This window comes from Shimazuella soli (assembly GCF_022511585.1).
GTDB classification, from domain to species: Bacteria; Bacillota; Bacilli; order Thermoactinomycetales; family Thermoactinomycetaceae; genus Shimazuella; species Shimazuella soli.
In genome coordinates, this window is record NZ_JAKWBN010000001.1 from 784,184 (window position 1) to 802,336 (window position 18,153).

The 18,153-nt window shown below is 37.7% G+C and carries 18 protein-coding genes; 14 read left to right on the forward strand and 4 right to left on the reverse strand.

What is annotated here, in order from left to right; translation table 11 throughout:
- Positions 1-249 precede the first annotated feature (249 nt).
- From MK805_RS04255 to MK805_RS04300, 10 genes are all read left to right on the forward strand, one after another.
- Positions 250-1,545: a helix-turn-helix domain-containing protein gene (locus MK805_RS04255; RefSeq protein WP_240873984.1), complete on the forward strand. Its 1,296-nt coding sequence runs from the start codon at positions 250-252 to the stop codon at positions 1,543-1,545.
- 129 nt (positions 1,546-1,674) lie between these two features.
- Positions 1,675-2,634: a stage III sporulation protein AA gene (spoIIIAA, locus tag MK805_RS04260; RefSeq protein ID WP_240873992.1), complete on the forward strand. Its 960-nt coding sequence runs from the start codon at positions 1,675-1,677 to the stop codon at positions 2,632-2,634.
- Positions 2,622-3,140: a stage III sporulation protein SpoIIIAB gene (spoIIIAB, locus tag MK805_RS04265; protein WP_240873994.1), complete on the forward strand. Its 519-nt coding sequence runs from the start codon at positions 2,622-2,624 to the stop codon at positions 3,138-3,140. The genes spoIIIAA and spoIIIAB overlap by 13 nt, the downstream gene beginning before the upstream one ends.
- A 12-nt stretch (positions 3,141-3,152) precedes the next feature.
- A complete protein-coding gene (gene spoIIIAC, locus MK805_RS04270; RefSeq protein ID WP_160802473.1) occupies positions 3,153-3,359 on the forward strand; it encodes a stage III sporulation protein AC in 207 nt (68 codons plus the stop codon).
- Between the two features lie 16 nt (positions 3,360-3,375).
- Positions 3,376-3,765 (forward strand): stage III sporulation protein AD, encoded by a 390-nt coding sequence (gene spoIIIAD / locus MK805_RS04275; RefSeq protein ID WP_240873997.1) that lies wholly within the window; start codon positions 3,376-3,378, stop codon positions 3,763-3,765.
- Between the two features lie 11 nt (positions 3,766-3,776).
- Positions 3,777-4,967: a stage III sporulation protein AE gene (spoIIIAE, locus tag MK805_RS04280; protein WP_240873999.1), complete on the forward strand. Its 1,191-nt coding sequence runs from the start codon at positions 3,777-3,779 to the stop codon at positions 4,965-4,967.
- 4 nt (positions 4,968-4,971) lie between these two features.
- Positions 4,972-5,592: a stage III sporulation protein AF gene (spoIIIAF, locus tag MK805_RS04285; RefSeq protein WP_240874001.1), complete on the forward strand. Its 621-nt coding sequence runs from the start codon at positions 4,972-4,974 to the stop codon at positions 5,590-5,592.
- An 11-nt stretch (positions 5,593-5,603) separates the two neighbouring features.
- Entirely contained in the window at positions 5,604-6,185 is a 582-nt protein-coding gene (gene spoIIIAG, locus MK805_RS04290; protein ID WP_240874003.1) for a stage III sporulation protein AG, read from the forward strand.
- Between the two features lie 13 nt (positions 6,186-6,198).
- Positions 6,199-6,759: a SpoIIIAH-like family protein gene (locus MK805_RS04295; protein WP_240874005.1), complete on the forward strand. Its 561-nt coding sequence runs from the start codon at positions 6,199-6,201 to the stop codon at positions 6,757-6,759.
- A gap of 179 nt (positions 6,760-6,938) precedes the next feature.
- Complete coding sequence (locus MK805_RS04300; RefSeq protein ID WP_240874006.1) at positions 6,939-7,892, forward strand: hypothetical protein; 954 nt, start codon at positions 6,939-6,941, stop codon at positions 7,890-7,892.
- Between the two features lie 51 nt (positions 7,893-7,943).
- Here MK805_RS04300 and MK805_RS04305 read toward each other — a convergent pair whose 3' ends face one another.
- On the reverse strand, positions 7,944-8,144 hold the full coding sequence (locus MK805_RS04305; RefSeq protein WP_240874008.1) for an alpha-crystallin domain-containing protein: 201 nt from the start codon (positions 8,142-8,144) through the stop codon (positions 7,944-7,946).
- Between the two features lie 370 nt (positions 8,145-8,514).
- Between MK805_RS04305 and MK805_RS04310 the strand changes: the two genes are divergently transcribed.
- Together MK805_RS04310 and MK805_RS04315 are read left to right on the forward strand one after the other, a co-directional pair.
- A complete protein-coding gene (locus MK805_RS04310; RefSeq protein ID WP_240874009.1) occupies positions 8,515-9,024 on the forward strand; it encodes an SRPBCC domain-containing protein in 510 nt (169 codons plus the stop codon).
- 265 nt (positions 9,025-9,289) lie between these two features.
- On the forward strand, positions 9,290-9,751 hold the full coding sequence (locus MK805_RS04315; RefSeq protein ID WP_240874011.1) for an NUDIX hydrolase: 462 nt from the start codon (positions 9,290-9,292) through the stop codon (positions 9,749-9,751).
- Positions 9,752-9,850: 99 nt separating this feature from the next.
- On the opposite strand, the gene MK805_RS04320 is transcribed toward MK805_RS04315, so the two are convergent.
- A complete protein-coding gene (locus MK805_RS04320; protein WP_240874013.1) occupies positions 9,851-10,402 on the reverse strand; it encodes a TetR/AcrR family transcriptional regulator in 552 nt (183 codons plus the stop codon).
- A 468-nt stretch (positions 10,403-10,870) separates the two neighbouring features.
- A complete protein-coding gene (locus tag MK805_RS04325; RefSeq protein WP_240874015.1) occupies positions 10,871-13,876 on the reverse strand; it encodes a hypothetical protein in 3,006 nt (1,001 codons plus the stop codon).
- A 386-nt stretch (positions 13,877-14,262) separates the two neighbouring features.
- Here MK805_RS04325 and MK805_RS04330 point away from each other — a divergent pair, with 386 nt between their 5' ends.
- Together MK805_RS04330 and MK805_RS04335 are read left to right on the forward strand one after the other, a co-directional pair.
- Positions 14,263-15,663: a hypothetical protein gene (locus MK805_RS04330; RefSeq protein WP_240874016.1), complete on the forward strand. Its 1,401-nt coding sequence runs from the start codon at positions 14,263-14,265 to the stop codon at positions 15,661-15,663.
- Between the two features lie 19 nt (positions 15,664-15,682).
- Entirely contained in the window at positions 15,683-16,081 is a 399-nt protein-coding gene (locus MK805_RS04335; RefSeq protein WP_240874018.1) for an Imm1 family immunity protein, read from the forward strand.
- Positions 16,082-16,256: 175 nt separating this feature from the next.
- Here the strand turns inward: MK805_RS04335 and pepF are convergent, their stop codons facing one another.
- On the reverse strand, positions 16,257-18,050 hold the full coding sequence (gene pepF / locus MK805_RS04340; RefSeq protein ID WP_240874020.1) for an oligoendopeptidase F: 1,794 nt from the start codon (positions 18,048-18,050) through the stop codon (positions 16,257-16,259).
- Positions 18,051-18,153: the final 103 nt, after the last annotated feature.

An 18,153-nucleotide genomic window follows, 5' to 3' on the forward strand; every position in this document is an offset into this window, starting at 1 on the left:
ATGCAAATCTTATTGAAAGATTTAAGTTGCTATTATTCGCTATACCATCATGATTTCTAATTAACATAGATAATTCTTTATATAATGAACGTTTTTAATTACAAAAATAGAAATTCTTCTGTAATTATTTTTAGTGTTTTCAGAATACAGGGAAATATGATACAATACTGTTGAATTGGACTATCCGTAAATAAAATTCCACATGAATAAAATCATGAGAATTGTTCTATAGAAGAGAGGGAAGATGAAATGGTATTTGTAGATTTAAATTTAGTAGGAGAGGCTATACGAAACTATCGAAAAGAAAAACGGCTTCGGTTAGAAGATTTGGCAGATGAGAATATATCTGTATCTACAATCAGCAATATTGAACGTGGTTTTGCTCACGTGAAACAAGAAAAAGTAAATTATTTGCTTCATAAGTTAGGGATCGATGTTTCTGATCTGACCACTTTAGAGCAAAATCTTCAAAAGAAAGATGAGTATATATCGATACAGCTAACGGCATTGGAATCGTGGATTGTTTGTGACGAAGAATCGAAAGCGCTTACAGAATTGAACAATATTAAATTGTCCGATCATCATCCACTGGCTTCACGGATTTTTTTTCTCAAAGGGAAATGCCATCTTCGCTTGAAAGAGTGGAAAAAAGCTATTCATGCTTTTTATGAATCAATTAGACTCAGTCGTCTGCAAATGGAAGCAAGCCCCATGGAAGCTGCATGCTATGATGAATTATCCCGCGCAGCTTATTGTCAAAATGATGTGAATCAGGCCACAGCTTATGTAGAAAAAGGGCTTGAGCTCATACAAGAGAATTCGGATATTAAGCTTTCTTTGATTCGCAATAAAGCACAGTATTTATTTAAGCAATCAAAAGAGGCAGATGCATTGAAATTGATCAAAGACAATTGGATTCACTTAAGTGGTTTAACGCAAATGGACTTGATTCTTGATTTTTATCAAATTCGTGTAAAACTACTTATCATTACAGGATTATGGGACGAAGCTCTTGCTTACGCTGAGGAAGGAATTCATTTAGCCAAGCAGAACAATCAGTATCATCCCCTTTGTGTCTTGTGGGGAGAACTGGGAAAAATTTATATGAATCAATATCAGTATGATTTAGCTGAAGTTTGTTTTCGAACCTCTCAAGTGTTTGAATTTCATATAAAAGACAAATCCGCATTGATATCTACTTATACCTTTTATGGGAAATTACTTCAAGAACAAAAAGAATATCAGATGGCGAGTGTATTGCTAAATAAAGCAATTCAACTCGGTTCAAAATACAATGAAGTGGAAGATGTTGTGCGTGCCTTTTTAGCAATAGGACAAGTTTGTCTAGTGACTAAGGATACGAAAGCAGCTATGGAGTATTTTCATAAAGCCAGAGACATGGCAACAGAACATCAACTTCCTATTTTGGCCTATGAAGCTATTTTCGAAGTTGCAAAAGTGTATCAGGAGTTAGATTCAGATAAGTTTATTGCTTGTACTGTTGAAATGTATGAAATGAAAATGGCGATGAATAACAGGCTATAGGATGCTAGTGAGATAGATAAAAACTGCTGGAGTGATTCTAGCAGTTTTTTTTATTAGTTAAGCATAAAGGAAACAAGCCTACCATAAGCATGATGATAAAACAGGTTTGAGTGGGAATTGAGGTGTGGTATGGACTTAAAACCAATCTATCAAGTATTGCCTCTATCCATTCGGAATCGAATTCAATCGCTTCCCAGAACAATTCTATCAGGATTAGAAGAAGTACGAATTCGCCAAGATCGTCCCTTAGAGGTAATAGCAGCTGGAAAAACATGGTTTGTTAGTAGTAATCAGCAATTAAAGCTTGATCCCCGTGACAGTGTTCTTCCCACCCGTGAGGAATGTCATAAACTACTCAATTTAATCAGTAACCATTCGCTTTATGCATTGGAAGAAGAGCTTCGGCTTGGCTATATCACCGTAGAAGGAGGACATCGAATTGGCTTAGCTGGGAAAGTGGTTACAGAAGGTGGCAAAGTGAGACACGTTCGAGATGTAACAGCTTTTAACATTCGAATTGCTAGACAAATAAAAGGTGTAGGCAAGGCTCTGCTATCTAGCATAGTCGACCAAGATCGAATTAAAAACTTGTTGATTGTCTCACCGCCTGGGTGTGGAAAAACGACATTACTACGTGATTTAGCTCGTCTTGTAAGTATAGGAGAAGGGTGTAGTGCAAGAAAAGTAGGGATTGTGGATGAAAGATCTGAAATAGCAGGATGTGTAGCGGGTGTTCCCCAACATGATATTGGACCTCGTACAGATGTCTTGGATGCCTGTCCAAAAGCAGAAGGAATGATGATGTTGATCCGATCTATGTCTCCAGAAGTTTTAGTAGTAGATGAGATTGGTAGAAGAGAAGATGCTGATGCTATTCATGAAGCTATTTATGCGGGTGTTCATCTGTTCACCACCGCTCATGGCAGTTCTATTCAAGAAGTACGCAAACGACCTATTTTACGTGAATTAATTGAGGAAGAAGTCTTTGAACGTATCGTCGTACTCAGTCGTCGTTCTGGTCCTGGCACGATTGAAGCCGTATATGATGGAAAATGTCAGTTAATACGGAGTACAACGTGCTTAAGTTAATCGGGAGTATCTTACTACTTCTCGCTACTACTGGCATTGGGTTTGTCTTCGCCGGGAAATTAGCTGCCAGACCAAAACAAATTCGACGCTTGATCCATGCATTAGCTATTTTAGAAACAGAGATAGGATATGGAAGTAGAAATTTGGCTACTGCTTGCAGTCATATTGGGAAGCGAAATCTAGAGAACATCAGTGAACTGTTTCATCAAATGTCGCTGCGTCTTACCACGATGGATGGGGCGGCAACATATGAATGTTTGAAGTTAGCTGTGCAAGATTGGTGGCCTACTACTGCAATGAAATCGAGTGAGAAAGAAGTGTTTTTGCAGTTTTGTAAGACATTAGGAAAATCGGATCGTCATGATCAACTTGCTCATCTAGCTCTGGTAAAACAAAACCTGCAAGTAGAAGAACAAAAAGCTAGAGAGGAGCAGATCCAGTATGAAAAGATGGTTCGAACTTTAGGTGTCCTTACAGGAGCGCTCCTGATAATTCTGCTGTACTAGGAGAGGGTCCGAATGCCTTATAATGTCGATACAGTTTTTCAAATAGCTGGAATCGGAATTATCGTCGCTATGATACACACTGTCTTGAAACAGATGGGTAAAGAAGATTTTGCTCATTGGGTAACATTGTTTGGTTTTGGTGTGGTGCTTTTTATGATTGTCATGTTGTTACAAGATTTATTTACCACGATAAAAAATGTCTTCCTGTTCCGATCGTGAAGAGGGGGAGGTCTGCTTGGAGATAATCCAGGTTGTGGGACTTGGGTTAATTGCCACCTTCTTGGTATTGATCATCAAAGAACAAAAACCTGTCTTCGCCTTTCTTTTAGCTACTTTTACGGGCATCATTATTTTCATCGCTTTGGCTGGGAAAATAGCAGAAGTAATAAAAATTTTAGAACATTTGGCCGTACAAGCTCATGTGAACCAATTATTTTTGACGACAATCTTAAAGATTATTGGCATTGCGTATATCACTGAGTTTGGAGCGCAAGTGACACGAGATGCAGGTCAAGGTTCGATTGCTAGTAAGATTGAGTTATCCGGCAAGATATTAATTATGGTCATGGCAATTCCGATTATCACTGTCATTATCGAAACAGTAATGCAGGTTTTACCAACATGAGGAGGATCGATATGGTAAAAATGTTTCGCATCCTCCTACTCGTTGTTTTTTTTCTACATCTGGGTACCAGTATTGTTTTTGCAACGGAAAATGCACAAGCAACCGAAAGCAACGAAAATCTCATTCGCTCTCAACTCAATAAGATGCAGCTAGCAGAGGTAGAATCGTTTTGGTCGCAACTGCGTTCCAGTTATGGTCAATATTTTAAAGAAAAAGATTTACCCAGTTTAATGGAGCTACTAACGAATCAAAAATCGTTTACGTGGAAAAGTGTGCTGATGGCCTTTGTGGAATATTTTTTTCATGAGGTTCTGCAAGGTGGAAAATTGTTGGGAAGTATCATTGTGCTGACTGTATTTAGCATGATTCTTGCAACTTTGCAGACTGCTTTCGAACGAAATCAAGTGAGCAAAGTAGCATATGCCATTGTTTTTATGGTGCTAATTGTATTAGCAGTAGATAGTTTTTCGGTTGCCGTCGCAGCTGCTAAGCATGCGATCGGTGGAATGGTTAATTTTATGTTAGCGTTAATTCCACTGTTACTCGCACTACTGGCAACGATGGGAAATATCAGTTCAGTCACATTTTTTCACCCACTCATTATTTTTATGATTCATGTGATTGGAACAGTAATTTATACCGTAGTGTTGCCTCTTCTTTTCTTTTCGACCATCTTGCATATTGTCAGCAGTCTTTCTGATAAATATAAGGTAAACCAGCTAGCAGATTTACTTCGCAAAGTAAGTGTAGGGGTTTTAGGGGTCTTGTTAACACTGTTTTTAGGAGTTTTATCTGTACAAGGTGCTACTACTGCTGTAACAGATGGCATAACTGTGCGTACAGCAAAATATATTAGTGGTAACTTTGTCCCAGTAGTGGGACGAACAATTGCAGATGCGACAGATACGGTTGTGGGTGCATCCTTGTTGGTGAAGAATAGTGTAGGACTAGCAGGAGTGATCATTTTATTATTGATCTGCGCTTTTCCAGCTTTAAAAGTCTTAACACTTAGTTTTATCTATAACTTTTCAGCTGCAATCATGCAACCACTCGGGAATAGTCCGATCATTGCAAGTTTAACGACGATTGGCCGAACTTTGCTCTATGTGTTTGCAGCGCTAGCAGCAGTAGGATTGATGTTTTTCCTAGCAATAACTATTGTGATCACTTCTGGAAATTTGTCCATGATGATAAGGGGGTAAGGTGATGGAGTGGATGAGTGATTGGATCAGACAAATTATTTTGATCATATTTATCGCTACCTTTATCGACTTACTTCTCCCGAGTTCATCCTTGGAGCGTTATGTCAAATTGATCATGGGTTTAATCATCATTGTTTCGATTCTTCAACCCGTCTTACAATTAGTACTCCATGAAGATAAATGGTTGAAGGTTTCGACATTACTAGCTCCTGCCTTAGATATGGATCAGTATACGTCTTTGAGAAAAATTCAGGAAAACAGTTCAGAGTTAACTCGTGTACAACAAGAAGCCATAAAGCAACAATTTCAAAGCTCTATTACCTCTTGGATTGAAAAGCAAGTAGCACAAAAATATCACGTAAAGGTGGTGAGCGCCAAAGTAATTGCAAATATAGACCAAGAGACACCCGTTATTCAAAAAATCGAAGTAAAAGGTGTAAAAACTGGGGAATCGCCCGCTTCAGAAGTCGTAAAATCGATTGAGCCTATTGAAATTAGCCGAGATATGAAAAAAGAAGAAATGTCAAAACAAGATGCAAAAGTCCAGCAAGAGATCCAATATTTTATCGGGAGTGCTTGGAATATTGATACCAAACAGGTTGCGGTGCAAATTCAATGCAAGTAGGAGTGAAGGACATGCTCCAAAAGTGGTTACCAAAGCAAAAAAAGTGGCATTACCTCATTTTAGTTGGGTGTGTAGGAGCTGGTATTCTTCTCTTTTCTTCGTTCCTAACTACTCAAGAAGAAGATGCAATTTCAAATCCGCTGTCAACAGGTAAGACTTCAGTCAAACCTACCAATGGACTGAAACAGAATGGGATGCAAGATTATGAGGAACAGTTTGAGTCAGAACTCTCTGCCATTTTGAGCAAAGTAGTTGGGGTAAGTGATGTATCTGTAGTCGTAAACCTTGATTCTACCGAAGAAGAAGTAGTTCAATCGGATACGCGGGAATCAGAGCAAACAACAAATGAAGCAGATACAAAAGGTGGATCTCGATCCGTGAATCAAAACAATGTAGACAAAAAAACTTCTGTTTATCGGACAAACCAAGGAGAGCAGCCAATTGTGATCAAACGACTTAAACCACGAGTAAGAGGGGTGCTTGTAGTAGCTCGAGGTGTGGAAAATCTGCAAGTACGAGCATTGGTAATCGAAGCAGTGCAGCGTATATTAGATGTTCCATCGTATCGAATATCTGTTTTACCAAGAGGTTAAGGAGGAATAGATAATGACAATGAATCGTCAAACCATGTGGTTGGTAACCATGTTGACACTGATGGTAGTATTATCTGCTTACTATATTGTGACTGGTCCAGATCAACCAGCAGGTCCCGCAATCCAGAGTATTGATGAGATGGGGAACGTGAAAAGCGATCAAGTGCAAGTGGATATCAAATCATTGGAAAAACCAGTAGCAGTGAAAAAAGAGACAAGTGAAGCAAGTGATTATTTTGTCAGTTATCACATGCAACGAAATGCAACACGAGAAAAACAATTAGAAGGTTACTACCAAGTTCTGATGAACCCTACCTCTACAAAACAAGAACTAGAGACAGCAAACGCCAAAATCGAGGCGATGAACAAGTTAGATAAAGCAGAGACCACTCTAGAAGAACAAATAAGAGAAGCAGGATTTCAAGATGTGGTTGTAATGCAAGAAAATGACCATGTCAATATTATCGTTCAAAGCAAAGATTTGAGTCGCAAGAAGGCAGTAGAAATCATCACAATGGCTCAAAAACAAATGCAAGTAGCTGCTAGCCAAATATCCGTAGCCTATAAAGCGTAAGAAGCGTTGCCCATAACGCTTCTTTTTTCATACATTTTTTACCTAATGCTTCGTTTTTTTACTCAACTAACAAATTGGAGGTCTTCCGTATAATGAGACTTAATTTTCATAATTTATTATCTCCGTAAATGGGAATATATAGTATTATAGTAGTAGTATATGTGTGAAGGAGGGAAGCTATGGAGGAGAAAAAGGATTCGATGAATAAATCATCAAATGATAAGTTAGCCAAATGGTTGAAGTTAACATCACTTGGTCTCATCTGTACGATTGGCGGCATTGTCATTTACCAGTATACTCAGACCTATGCCCAATCTTCTACAGTTAAGCCGCAAATACAAACGAACTTAGTTGAAAGTCCTGTTGTTTCCAAAGATGTGAAGAAGGAGATAATGGATAGTCTTCCATCACAAAGTGTAGAGAAGGAATTGGACGCAGGTCCTATATCTTACGAAGATACCGAACAACCATCTAGCAATGGTAATCAAGCTTCGATACCAGAGCCAAATAATCAAAGCTCAGAAAAAGTAGGACCAACATCAAATTCTTCTACAGCGACCTCTTCTAAACAAGCATCAACACCCGATGTAAAACCAGGGGGCTATGCAAAGAGCATTGTACCTAAAACAAAACCAAAGCACTCAACTTCTAAACCAAACCCAAAATCGAAACTAAAACCAGAACCGAAACCGAAACCAAAGCCGAAACCAAAACCAGAACCAAAGCCAGAACCGAAACCAAAACCAGAACCAAAACCGAAACCAACACCTAAGCCAAAACCGAAACCAAAACCAAAACCAGAACCAAAGCCGAAACCGAAACAAAAAAAATCTTGCGTTACATTATATGAGGATATTCATTTTAAAGGTTCATCGATAACATTTTGTTCAAATGATAAAACTCTTGTGAACAACAAAAGTAAACATTTGAAATATGGCAAAAAGAATTGGAATGATGTTGCATCTTCCATTAAAGTTTCAGGTAGTGGCAATGGAATCATTTTTTATCAGGATATCAAATTCGGTGGACGCAGCTGGAAGTTGAAACCAGGAGAAAAATTGTCTAATCTTACTAAGTACAAGCTTGGTAAAGGCACATGGAATGATGTTATCTCATCCATTGAGATTTTATAAGATTTACAATAAAAAAATCCGATCTCTATTTTTAGGAGATCGGATTTTTTACTACATTCCGCTTGTGTTCTTCATTCTTCGATAATGACAAACAGTTTGTCCATTTTCAAATTTGATCGTCATTTGATTGTTTTTCATTTGAATATCAAGATTCTCCTCACGCTTACCCGCAGTAAACTTATATTTGTTTTTACCTATTTCTTCATAAGTAAAGTTGACCGGATGTAGATTGCTTGATTGGAAGGCATTCACTCGATTATCTTCTAGGAAAAAGATGGTATAAAAACAAGGATCCTTTTTTTCAGACCAATTAACTACCCAGTTTCCTTCCAGGTTTGAGCTAGTACAACCTGTTATGAAACAAATGATGATCAATAGAGCCAGTGTACAATTTTTGATAAATACCGCCTCCCATTTTTTGATGGATTAATTCTTCTATTTATACTTTGTCGGCTTATCCTACAATTCCTGCAATGCAACAAGCGCAAAATAGTTGAAAATATGCTTTTTTGAGATAAATATTCCTTGACAAGAATATTCCTGTTAGGTTATATTTGATACAGAAGGAAATCAGTGATATTGGGTAAACTGATAAGGAAAGAAAAAATATGGGAGGCAATGTATGTCTAACAAAATGGTATCTAAAGTAGAAGGAAATGTACTGACATTAGAACGGGTTTTTGATGCACCACGGGAATTGGTATTTGAAGCATATTCGGAAGCAGAGCATTTAAAACAATGGTGGGGACCTCGTGGTTGGACGCTTACGGTTTGTAACATCGATTTTCGCCCAGGTGGTATTTGGCACTACTGTATGAAGTGTGAGGATAAAAATCAAGGTGATTTCTATGGGATGGAATCCTGGGGAAAAGCAGTATATGAAGATATCATAGCAGCGGAAAAAATTGTTTATACCGATTATTTCTCAGATGCAGAGGGAAATGAAGCAGAGGGCATGCCTTCCAGTAACATTACATTATTGTTTATCGAGCAAGATGGTAAAACAAAACTTGTGACCAAAGCAAAGTATGAAACACCTGAAGCATTGCAATCCGTTATCGATATGGGAATGGAGCAGGGTATTTCGGAGACCATGGATCGCTTGGAAGAACATTTGCAAACACTATCTTAATTGTTATGATTGTTTTGTTTTATAGTAAGACGGTATTTTTTAGAGAATAAAAAGCTTAAAAGACTCAAGATATCTTGAGTCTCTTTGTGATATTTTGGTACTAGACTCCTAACTTTCTGGATCACCTTCATTTTACAACTCCGCGTCCAGAACAAATAGAACAGAGTGTCCGGCTATGGAATCATGCTTCAAAGTGAGATAGTGGACAGAATAGGCATAGTATTGGTAAAATAACCATTTATTAGCATTCTGGAGATGATGAAAAATGAGTACAGAAAGATTCACAGCACCTGTAACCATCCATTTGTTTTTTATAAAAAATGAAGAAATACTTCTTCTTCGTCGTTATAACACAGGTTATGAAGATGGAAACTATAGCGTGGTGGCAGGTCATCTGGACGGTGGGGAAACAGTTAAAGAGGCTGCTGTTCGCAAAGTGAAAGAAGAAGCTGGTGTAGATGTGACAGAGGAAGATGTTGAAGTTATTGGTGTTATGCATCGGAGAGAAGCAGATGAAAGAGTGGATTTCATTGCGGTTGTAAAAGATTGGAGTGGGGAAATTCAAAATTTGGAACCACACAAATGTGATGATTTGCGATTCTTCCCTTTAAACAATTTGCCTTCTAATGTCATACCGTACATCTTAAGAGCTATTGAAAATTATAAAGAGAATCGTTGGTTTGATAGTTTCGGTTGGAAAGAGAAGAAATTTGTGTTCCGTTCATAGTACATAAAGGGAGGTTTATAAAAAATACAAAAGAAGGAGCCCATTAAAAGAACTCTTTCTTTTTTATTATATAAAAGAGATTAGGACCATTTTAAATTCTTATATGCTTTTGTTGCCATTACGGATATATTCCCTAATTGTTTTGTAAATATGAAATAACTCTTTGCTTTTTATAGGTGGAATTAAATGCTGTGCTCCAATAAATAAGGTGTAATAGATCTTAGCCAACAATTCTGCGTCCACACGATCTTTATACACATTTTCACATAATTCCTTAACATAATTTATTCTACTTTCATCAACCCGTTGTTGATAAGAGTGAATGGTTTCATCATGAGATGCCCAAGCGCGAATTTTCATTTCGATTGTACTATCTACCAGACTGGTGACAAGTTCCGTTAGCCGATCGAGTTTATTTCGGGGACTTTCTCCTTCTTTACTTAATTCAATTATTCCATGCGTTCTGTCTTCTTCGTAAAGTTGCATGAGGGAATGGATATAATCTTGGCGATTTTTGAAATGGTGATAAAATGATCCTTTTGTAAGTTTTAATCTACGGCAAAGTTCATCGATTGTTAATTGCTCAGGTCCTGCCTCTTCAAGCACAGCAAAACCTTCATGCAACCATGAAAGTTTGGTTTTATTATTCATTTCTTAGCTCCTTTCGGATCAATGTATCATACCTGAAGGTATGTAGGAAAGAGTAGTGAGTTTCTATATAGATTTACTTAAGTACTCATTTAGTGAAATAGGTACTTTGGAGGTATTAAAGTATATGTATTGGATTGACAGGGTGTCTTGTTTATACACTCTCATTTTACTTACGTTTCTCGTCGTACCTTTCATCTATCTTCGTTTGTAAAATGATTTGTCGATAATTATTAACATCACCATACATAACAGTATGGTGATGTTAATAATAAACATATATTTTGACTCTCTATGAAGATAACAAAGGCTAACACCACAGATAAACAAAGATACCAGTAATAGATATATTTAAAAAAAGTCCTAGTTACTTTCTACATCTATCCTCTGTTAACTCTTTTTAGAGAAAAGATATTTTGATTTTCAAATTATATATTTTAGATGTCACTGCTAGGTGGAAATAATGACCTACTAGGATTTTTTTACATCTTTTTTCATCTTATTGATGGTCGCAATAACATCCTGCACATCTGCTTGGAAGCTTTTCATCGAGGAAGTCATGTTATTTGCTTGTAAGCCTAGCTCTTGTTGCATTTTTCGGATTTGTTTTTCAAATGAATCAAACTCTTCCCTCAAAAGTTTGTTTAACTTATCTGAAGCAGCAAAATCGCTTATATTTTCAACATCTGTATTACTTTCTATAAAGTTTAACTGCCGCTGTAATTCATTTTCTACTTTGGTAGCTGATTGAAGTACATCTGTAAATTTTCCGACGAAAGTGGCTGCAAGGTCAATTTTTGGTGGTGGAGTGATGGAACGTTCTTTGTTTACACTTGCCAGTATTTTTTTAATTTGGTTACGTAAAATTTCTGGGTCAAGGGATTCTGCTGAGGATCCACTTGTATTTACTCGATCTAGAACTAAATCGACCTTTTGTGTTCCGAAAGTACCGTTTCCACCAACAGGCATGTCAATTTTGACTTTTATTGGTTTATTCATTTTATTTGCTTGGATTCCTTCTGCACGAAGCTTATCTGCAATTTGTTTTCGGACGCTTTCCATTACTTTTTGTGTTTCCGCGGCAGTATCAGGCAAATGTTGTTTAAGATTACCTGTAACTTTTACCTGTAAGGATTTTTCGCCAATGGATCCCATACTGCCGATCGAACCCATTTGGTTCAAATCTATGACAACTGAACCCGAGTTCGCAACCTGATTTTTGAAGTCAGCCAACACTTTTTTGCCTAAAGCATTTTTATTTTGTATTTTTTCAAATTGTTTTTGAACAGCTGCCCGATCGGTTTTTGGTTTCTGTATAGTTGCTTTATCTATTGTACTCAGCTTTTTGTACGCTTGTAATCTGCCATCCACTTCTGATTGTGCTTCTCTCCATCGCTCTACGTTTTCTTCACCAAATTTTTGAGAAAGTAACTTGTGTTCCAAGGAACCTGGTGGTGGAACATTTCTAGGCATTTGCCTTGCCATTTCCCGTGATAGGGTGTTTTCTCCAATTCTACTCAATGCTGCTGTATTATTTTTCGCAAAATCAGGTGCTACTTCTCCAAGCTTTGCTTGTCCTTCTGAGGTTGTTACATCAATACCACATGTATTACGAACATAATTTGCAAACGCAGCGTCTTCTGGGAGTAATCCATCCACTCGATCTTGGTAAGCTCTTTCAGCCGCTTTTTGCTCTTTTTTCTCTGCTATGGAATCTTTTCTTCTTTCAGCAACTCTGTTGAGAGCTTTGTATCCTTCTTGCTCAATTGCTCCTCCAACGCCTTTTCTAGCTATTGCCAATCCACTTCTAGCTACTATTTGATTTCCTGTTACAGCACCTGTGATTGCTGTTCCATAGCCAAGTGCTTTTGCCCCATAGCCAAGCGCTTTTTTCCCATAGCCAAGCGTTTTTGCCCCATAGCCAAACGCTTTTTCCCCAGTTCTTTTAATGAATCCGAATCCTTGTTCTGCTTCGTTGGTAGTGCCTTGGAGAAATATACCGTTTCCGAGTGGGATATTGGATAATTTGGTACGCAATTCGCTCAGTGCTATCTTCAATCCGACGAACAAGCCGATAGCTAGTAACCAGATATTTAGAAATCCTATTTCATCTGTTTTAGAAGAAAGAGCTGTTACCATAATGATGTAAACAGCAAGAATGATTGTATAAAATACTTTCATAAATAAAGCTTGAATCATCGACCAACCCCACGTGGCTGCTTCCTTCATTCCATATCCTGGCCATAAACTGATTAACAAATAAACGGCTGCCAGCAAACCCCTGCCAAGGGCAATAAACTGCCAGATAATCGTCAAAAAGGCAATATAGACAAAACAAATCATTGCGATAAGAGAAAATACTATAATGATGATGGAATTGCCAAGACGCTCTGGAGCTTTATCTGCGGTCATCCACTTCATCTTATCTCTAAGAGCGCATTTTTTAGGTTCCTCAATCTTCTTCATTTCTTTTATGGGCTTTTCTCCAATTAAATTGCGCATACCGTTTGGTAATTCAATACAATTACCGGTTTCGACCCATTTATCATAGGTGTCTTGCAATACTTCGTTTCGACTTTTCCCTAGGGGTGGATTTAATACGTTTTCCCAAGGAATCTGTTTAGCGAGTTCAGGAGAACCGAAGTTAATAAGCATATAGGGTAAATCGATAAAAATACCATCGAGACTCTCTTCCATGATATCCAATGCCATTTTTTTACGATCTTTAGCACTGGATTTTGCCAAATTTTTTGATATTTTCTTTTGGATCTTCTTATCCATTAAACCAGTTAAAATCGTAGTGGAAACATCTGCGCTAGCATTGCTAACATCTCGCAAAAAATTTGGTAATTTCATAAAAATAGAAGTAGATAGTGCAATAATAAGGATGGAGTTAAGAAGGGTCGTCCATAGCATTGTTTTTTTTCCAGAAATCCAGTAGTAAACCATCCAAGCTACTGCAACAGAAGACATTAAATATATCATAGGGTCCCAAATGGATGTTGCCAAACTTTCCATTGCTGATTTATATGCTGTTAAAATGTGAGTAATAATGACCATATTGAAACCCCAAGAAATCCATTTTACAAAAAAGGAAGCAGCTATAAGATATAGTTGCCATAGCAGCGCATTTAATGTGTGAAATAAGAAAGACGTATTAAGATAATCTTCAATTGGAATCCCTATTTGTTTTAGCAGGCTTTTCTTTGTATCTTTGAATGAAGTTTTGTAGTCAAGGATTAAAGCAGATCTCCCATACTTTTGAAACATAGATTTGCTATTTTCATCCTTTTTTTCCTCTGGAACTATATCCCCTGAATTCGGCAGTAATTCGTCATCTTGTTTATCGGCAACATTGGAAGTACCAATACTTCCAACTCCATCATTTGGATTAGCAGCATTAGAGGGAGAGGGGATGAACAGCATGAGAACTAACATGCATAGAAAAACGGACATAAACCTCTCGAATCGTTTCATAAGCATACTCCTTCTCTAATCAAAGTCAGATTAATCAAATGCTCTTACTATTTCACGGTCTCATGTTTTAATGGAATAGAAGGGAAATTTAAAATTTTTGATCTATAGCCATATCTAAAATAGCGTATATTTCACTCTATCTAACAACTATTCTGAATTTTAAATTTCGATATATTTTTGCATTGGTTATCTTTTAAATACAACATACCATACTGTATGGTATTGTACAATAGGAATTCTGATTAAAATGAAAATTATTCCTTTTGGGAATAACTAAAATGATATAATTAGGAATAAAGGATAAGAACCCCAAATATTTTTTGATTTATAAATTTGGTAGGAACTACCATTTTCTGGCGTAAGATCTATCTGTAAAGGAGGATTTGATGAATAGGAAGAAAATTTTCCAGCGTATTGCACAGTTTTCGTGTATTTTGGTTCTTGCTTTTAGTTTATTAGCAGGATGTACTTCGGCAGCAGACAAAGTTGCATCAACAAAATTTGTTCCTTACACGCAGAGTCAGATTGATTCAACGACCTTCAACTACAACTTTCTTAATCTTGTGAATCAAAGATATGCCATAGATCTTAATGTTCGATTTCCTGTAACGCTTTCCAACTACCAAAAAATTAGTGAAGAGCTTCAGAAGAAGGTACTTTCTGGAGAGCTCAAACCCGATCAAATTCAAAATGAATATGTAAAAATAGTAAATAATCAACTGATTGACTTTGCAAACAAGAAACAAAAATATATGCAAGACATAAATAAAAAAGCTCTTTTGTTACAAGGTGACATAGGAAAGTTACCTAAGAAGGATCAACTTGTAGCAAACCAGGTGTTAAACGATTTCATTACGGCTACCAGCGATGAAATCAAAATGTATCGCTATTTACCAGAGCTTTTACAAAGCAGCGTAGATATTGGAAAGAAAACTACGAAAGCAAATAAACCCCCCAATACGGTAAGCAAAATCTTTTGTATTACGCCAGTGTATGCAGAAGGTAAAAGTGACACTTGTCAATGTTCAGTAACTACGGAATACCTCTCTCCCCAACTAAAGAAAATCACCACCACATGTGTTTGTAAAATCTATATCGAATATCAAAAAAGAATCAAAAAAGTTATTAAGGATCAACAAAAATTTGCAAAATCGCTGGCTAAATTTCTTGAGTATGTAGAACAAAATGTGAAACCAACAGTAATAGGCAAAGGAAAATATCAGACCAAGGATGGTGCGATTATACAAGGGCAAGTAATTAAAAAAGTGAATAATGTACCTAAAATACGCCCTGCTCCTGAAAAAATGGACTTGAATACGGTGGCCAAAGTACGTCATGAGCTAGGGATACCCGCAATTGGAGATGACTACGTTTTAAAGGAATTAAAATACTTGAAATCCGAGCAGACAGTTGCCGTTTTAAAAGCAGATGGAGTACAAATATGGGGAAGAAATGGCTGGGGGGCTGACCAAGGTGGATACAAAGCAATGAGGACAGCTTGGTTAAAAAGCGGTGGCCAAAGAAGTATGAGTGCTACAAACAATCAAACTGTTTTCCATGCGGAAGGTGATGCTTTTTGGAATCTATACCAATACAGGAAGCAGCATAACATACTTGGCGGAACAGCAACTTTAGTGGTAGACCGCCCATTTTGTACTGCTTGTGGCGACTCGAGAGGAGTACAGCAGTTAGTTGAAGAAGTTGGGTTAGACAAGTTAGTTGTGATCACGCCATCAGGAAAAGTAACCATAACACCTAGACCCGGTAAGCAAAGAAAGGCTTGGTAAACGAAAAAGGAGTTTCTAAATGGAAAAGTGGACTTTAAACGTAGAAGGAAAATCCGAAACGATAAATAACCCTAGTTGGGAACAAATCTATCAAGTGTTAAAACGCATAGATGGCGAGGAATGTACTCAAGCGGATCTCACTTTAATAGGGACTGGATCTTTAATGGTTTGTGGTGGAGATTTGGAAGAGGATAAGAGGATTTATGCTGTAGAGTACTATCCAGAAGATGATCAATTAGGGACTAGTCAGTTGGTGAATCCACATGTTACTCCAAATGATGAATATTTATATATTACAGTGGAACAAATAGGAATAGATTTTCCAGCAGAATATTGCATTGAGTTTTCGGATGTTGTAGAAGCATTTAAGCACTTTTTTGAAAAGGGAAAGTTGAGTAGTGATCTGATTTGGGAATAGCAGATTTTATAATCTAGTTCGTTTTCATTCGCTTGTATGTATAGCCCTCACCTTTTTTATTTCATGACTTCAAAATTTTGTCCTTTTTTGCTACTAAAAGACCCCCTGAAATCAGATTAGGTTACCCAAGGAGGTTTCCAATATCTATTTTAGGGGGTATATTCCATTTTAGAGCTTATAACAATTCTTCTAACTCATCCAAGTAACCTTCGTATACATCAAATGCGGAGCGGATGGGGTCAGGTTTGGTCATATCCACACCTGCTCGTTGCAGGACTTCGATCGGACCTGCGGAACTACCAGACGACAAGAATGTCAGATAGCGGTCCACTGCAGGTTTGCCCTCTTCTAAGATTTGTTTGGCAAGTGCAGTAGCTGCACTCGTACCTGTTGCGTACTGATAGACATAGAAATCATAGTAGAAATGAGGGATTCGGGACCACTCTAAGCCGATTTGTTCATCTACGATGATGTCAGTGCCGAAGTATTTTTGATTTAGTTCATAGTAGATTTTGGTCAATGTTTCAGCAGTCAATGCTTCGCCATTTTGAGCAAGTTGGTGGATGATAAGTTCAAACTCAGCGAACATCGTTTGGCGGAAGACTGTTCCACGGAATTTATCTACTTGATGATTTAACAGGTAGAGCCGGTCGTTTCGGTCTTTTGTAGTCTGAAGTAAGTAGTCTCCTAAAATAGCCTCATTACAAGTAGACGCTACTTCTGCAACAAAGATAGAATAATCACCGTAAACATAAGGTTGTGTTTTCCGTGTGTAATAACTGTGCATGGAGTGTCCCAATTCATGCGCAAGGGTAAACATGTTATCCATACTGTCTTGCCAGTTTAACAACACAAATGGGTTTGTACCATAGGTACCAAAAGAATATGCGCCACTGCGTTTTCCTTGATTCTCATATACATCGATCCAGCCATCACGAAAAGCTTGATGCAAGGTATCACTATACTCTTTTCCTAGTGGAGAAAGCCCAGTAATGACGATGTCTTTTGCTTCATCATAAGTGATCTTTTTTGGTGTGTGCTGGATAAATGGAGTATAGAGATCATACATATGAAGCTCTTTCACACCCATTGCTTTTTTTCGCAGTTTGATATAGCGGTGCAGCAAAGGTAAGTTTTCATGGACGATCGCGATTAATTGATCGTACACTTTTTCTGGAATATTGTAACCGCTGAGTGATCGCTGACGAGCAGAATCATAGTGACGCAAGCGAGCGAGGAGATTGTGTTTCTTCACATGTGAAGAAAGGGTACTTGCAAATGTATTTTTTAACCCGCCATAGGTCTCATAGATCGCATGAAAGGTATCTTTACGAACACGAGCATCCGTGTTTTCCAAGAGTTGAATCATCCGGCCATGAGTGATCTCGATTTCTTCTCCATTCTCATCTTTGATGGTAGGGAACTTGATATCGGCATTATTGAGTAAGCCATATGTATTCCGTGACGCACCTAACACTTCACTAGCTTCTGCAAGCAGAGCTTCTTCTTTGGAAGATAATACATGTGGACGGAAACGGTCTAATTCTTCCAGTTCATAACTGTATAGTTGTAATTTTGGCTCGGTTTGTAAAAATTTCTGTATCGTATTTGCAGGTATGGCCAATATTTCTGGACGCATATAAGAAAGTGCACTGCCTGCTTCTGTCGTCAAGCTGGTAGCACGATCGTTGTATGCTTGATAATGGGAATTTGTCGTGTCTTGGTCATAACGCATACGGGCATACACAAATAGTTTGCCGATGCGCTGGGATAATTCATCTCGAGTGGAGAGTGCTTGATAAAACGTAGAAGCGGAGTCTGCAAGTTTGCCTTCAAACTGCCGCAAATTTGGAATCAATTTCTTTACAGCAGCAAATTCTGCTTCCCATGCATCATCAGTAGGGAAAATCGTTTCTAGTTTCCACTGGTATGCTTTGTCTTGTTCAGAACGTAATGGTAATTTGGACATCAAAGGGGTCCTCCTAAGGGGTGAATATATGGTACATTTACTTTATTTATTATAGCTCAACTGAGCAGCAGGGAACACATAAAAGCGACTCTATAAATAGGTC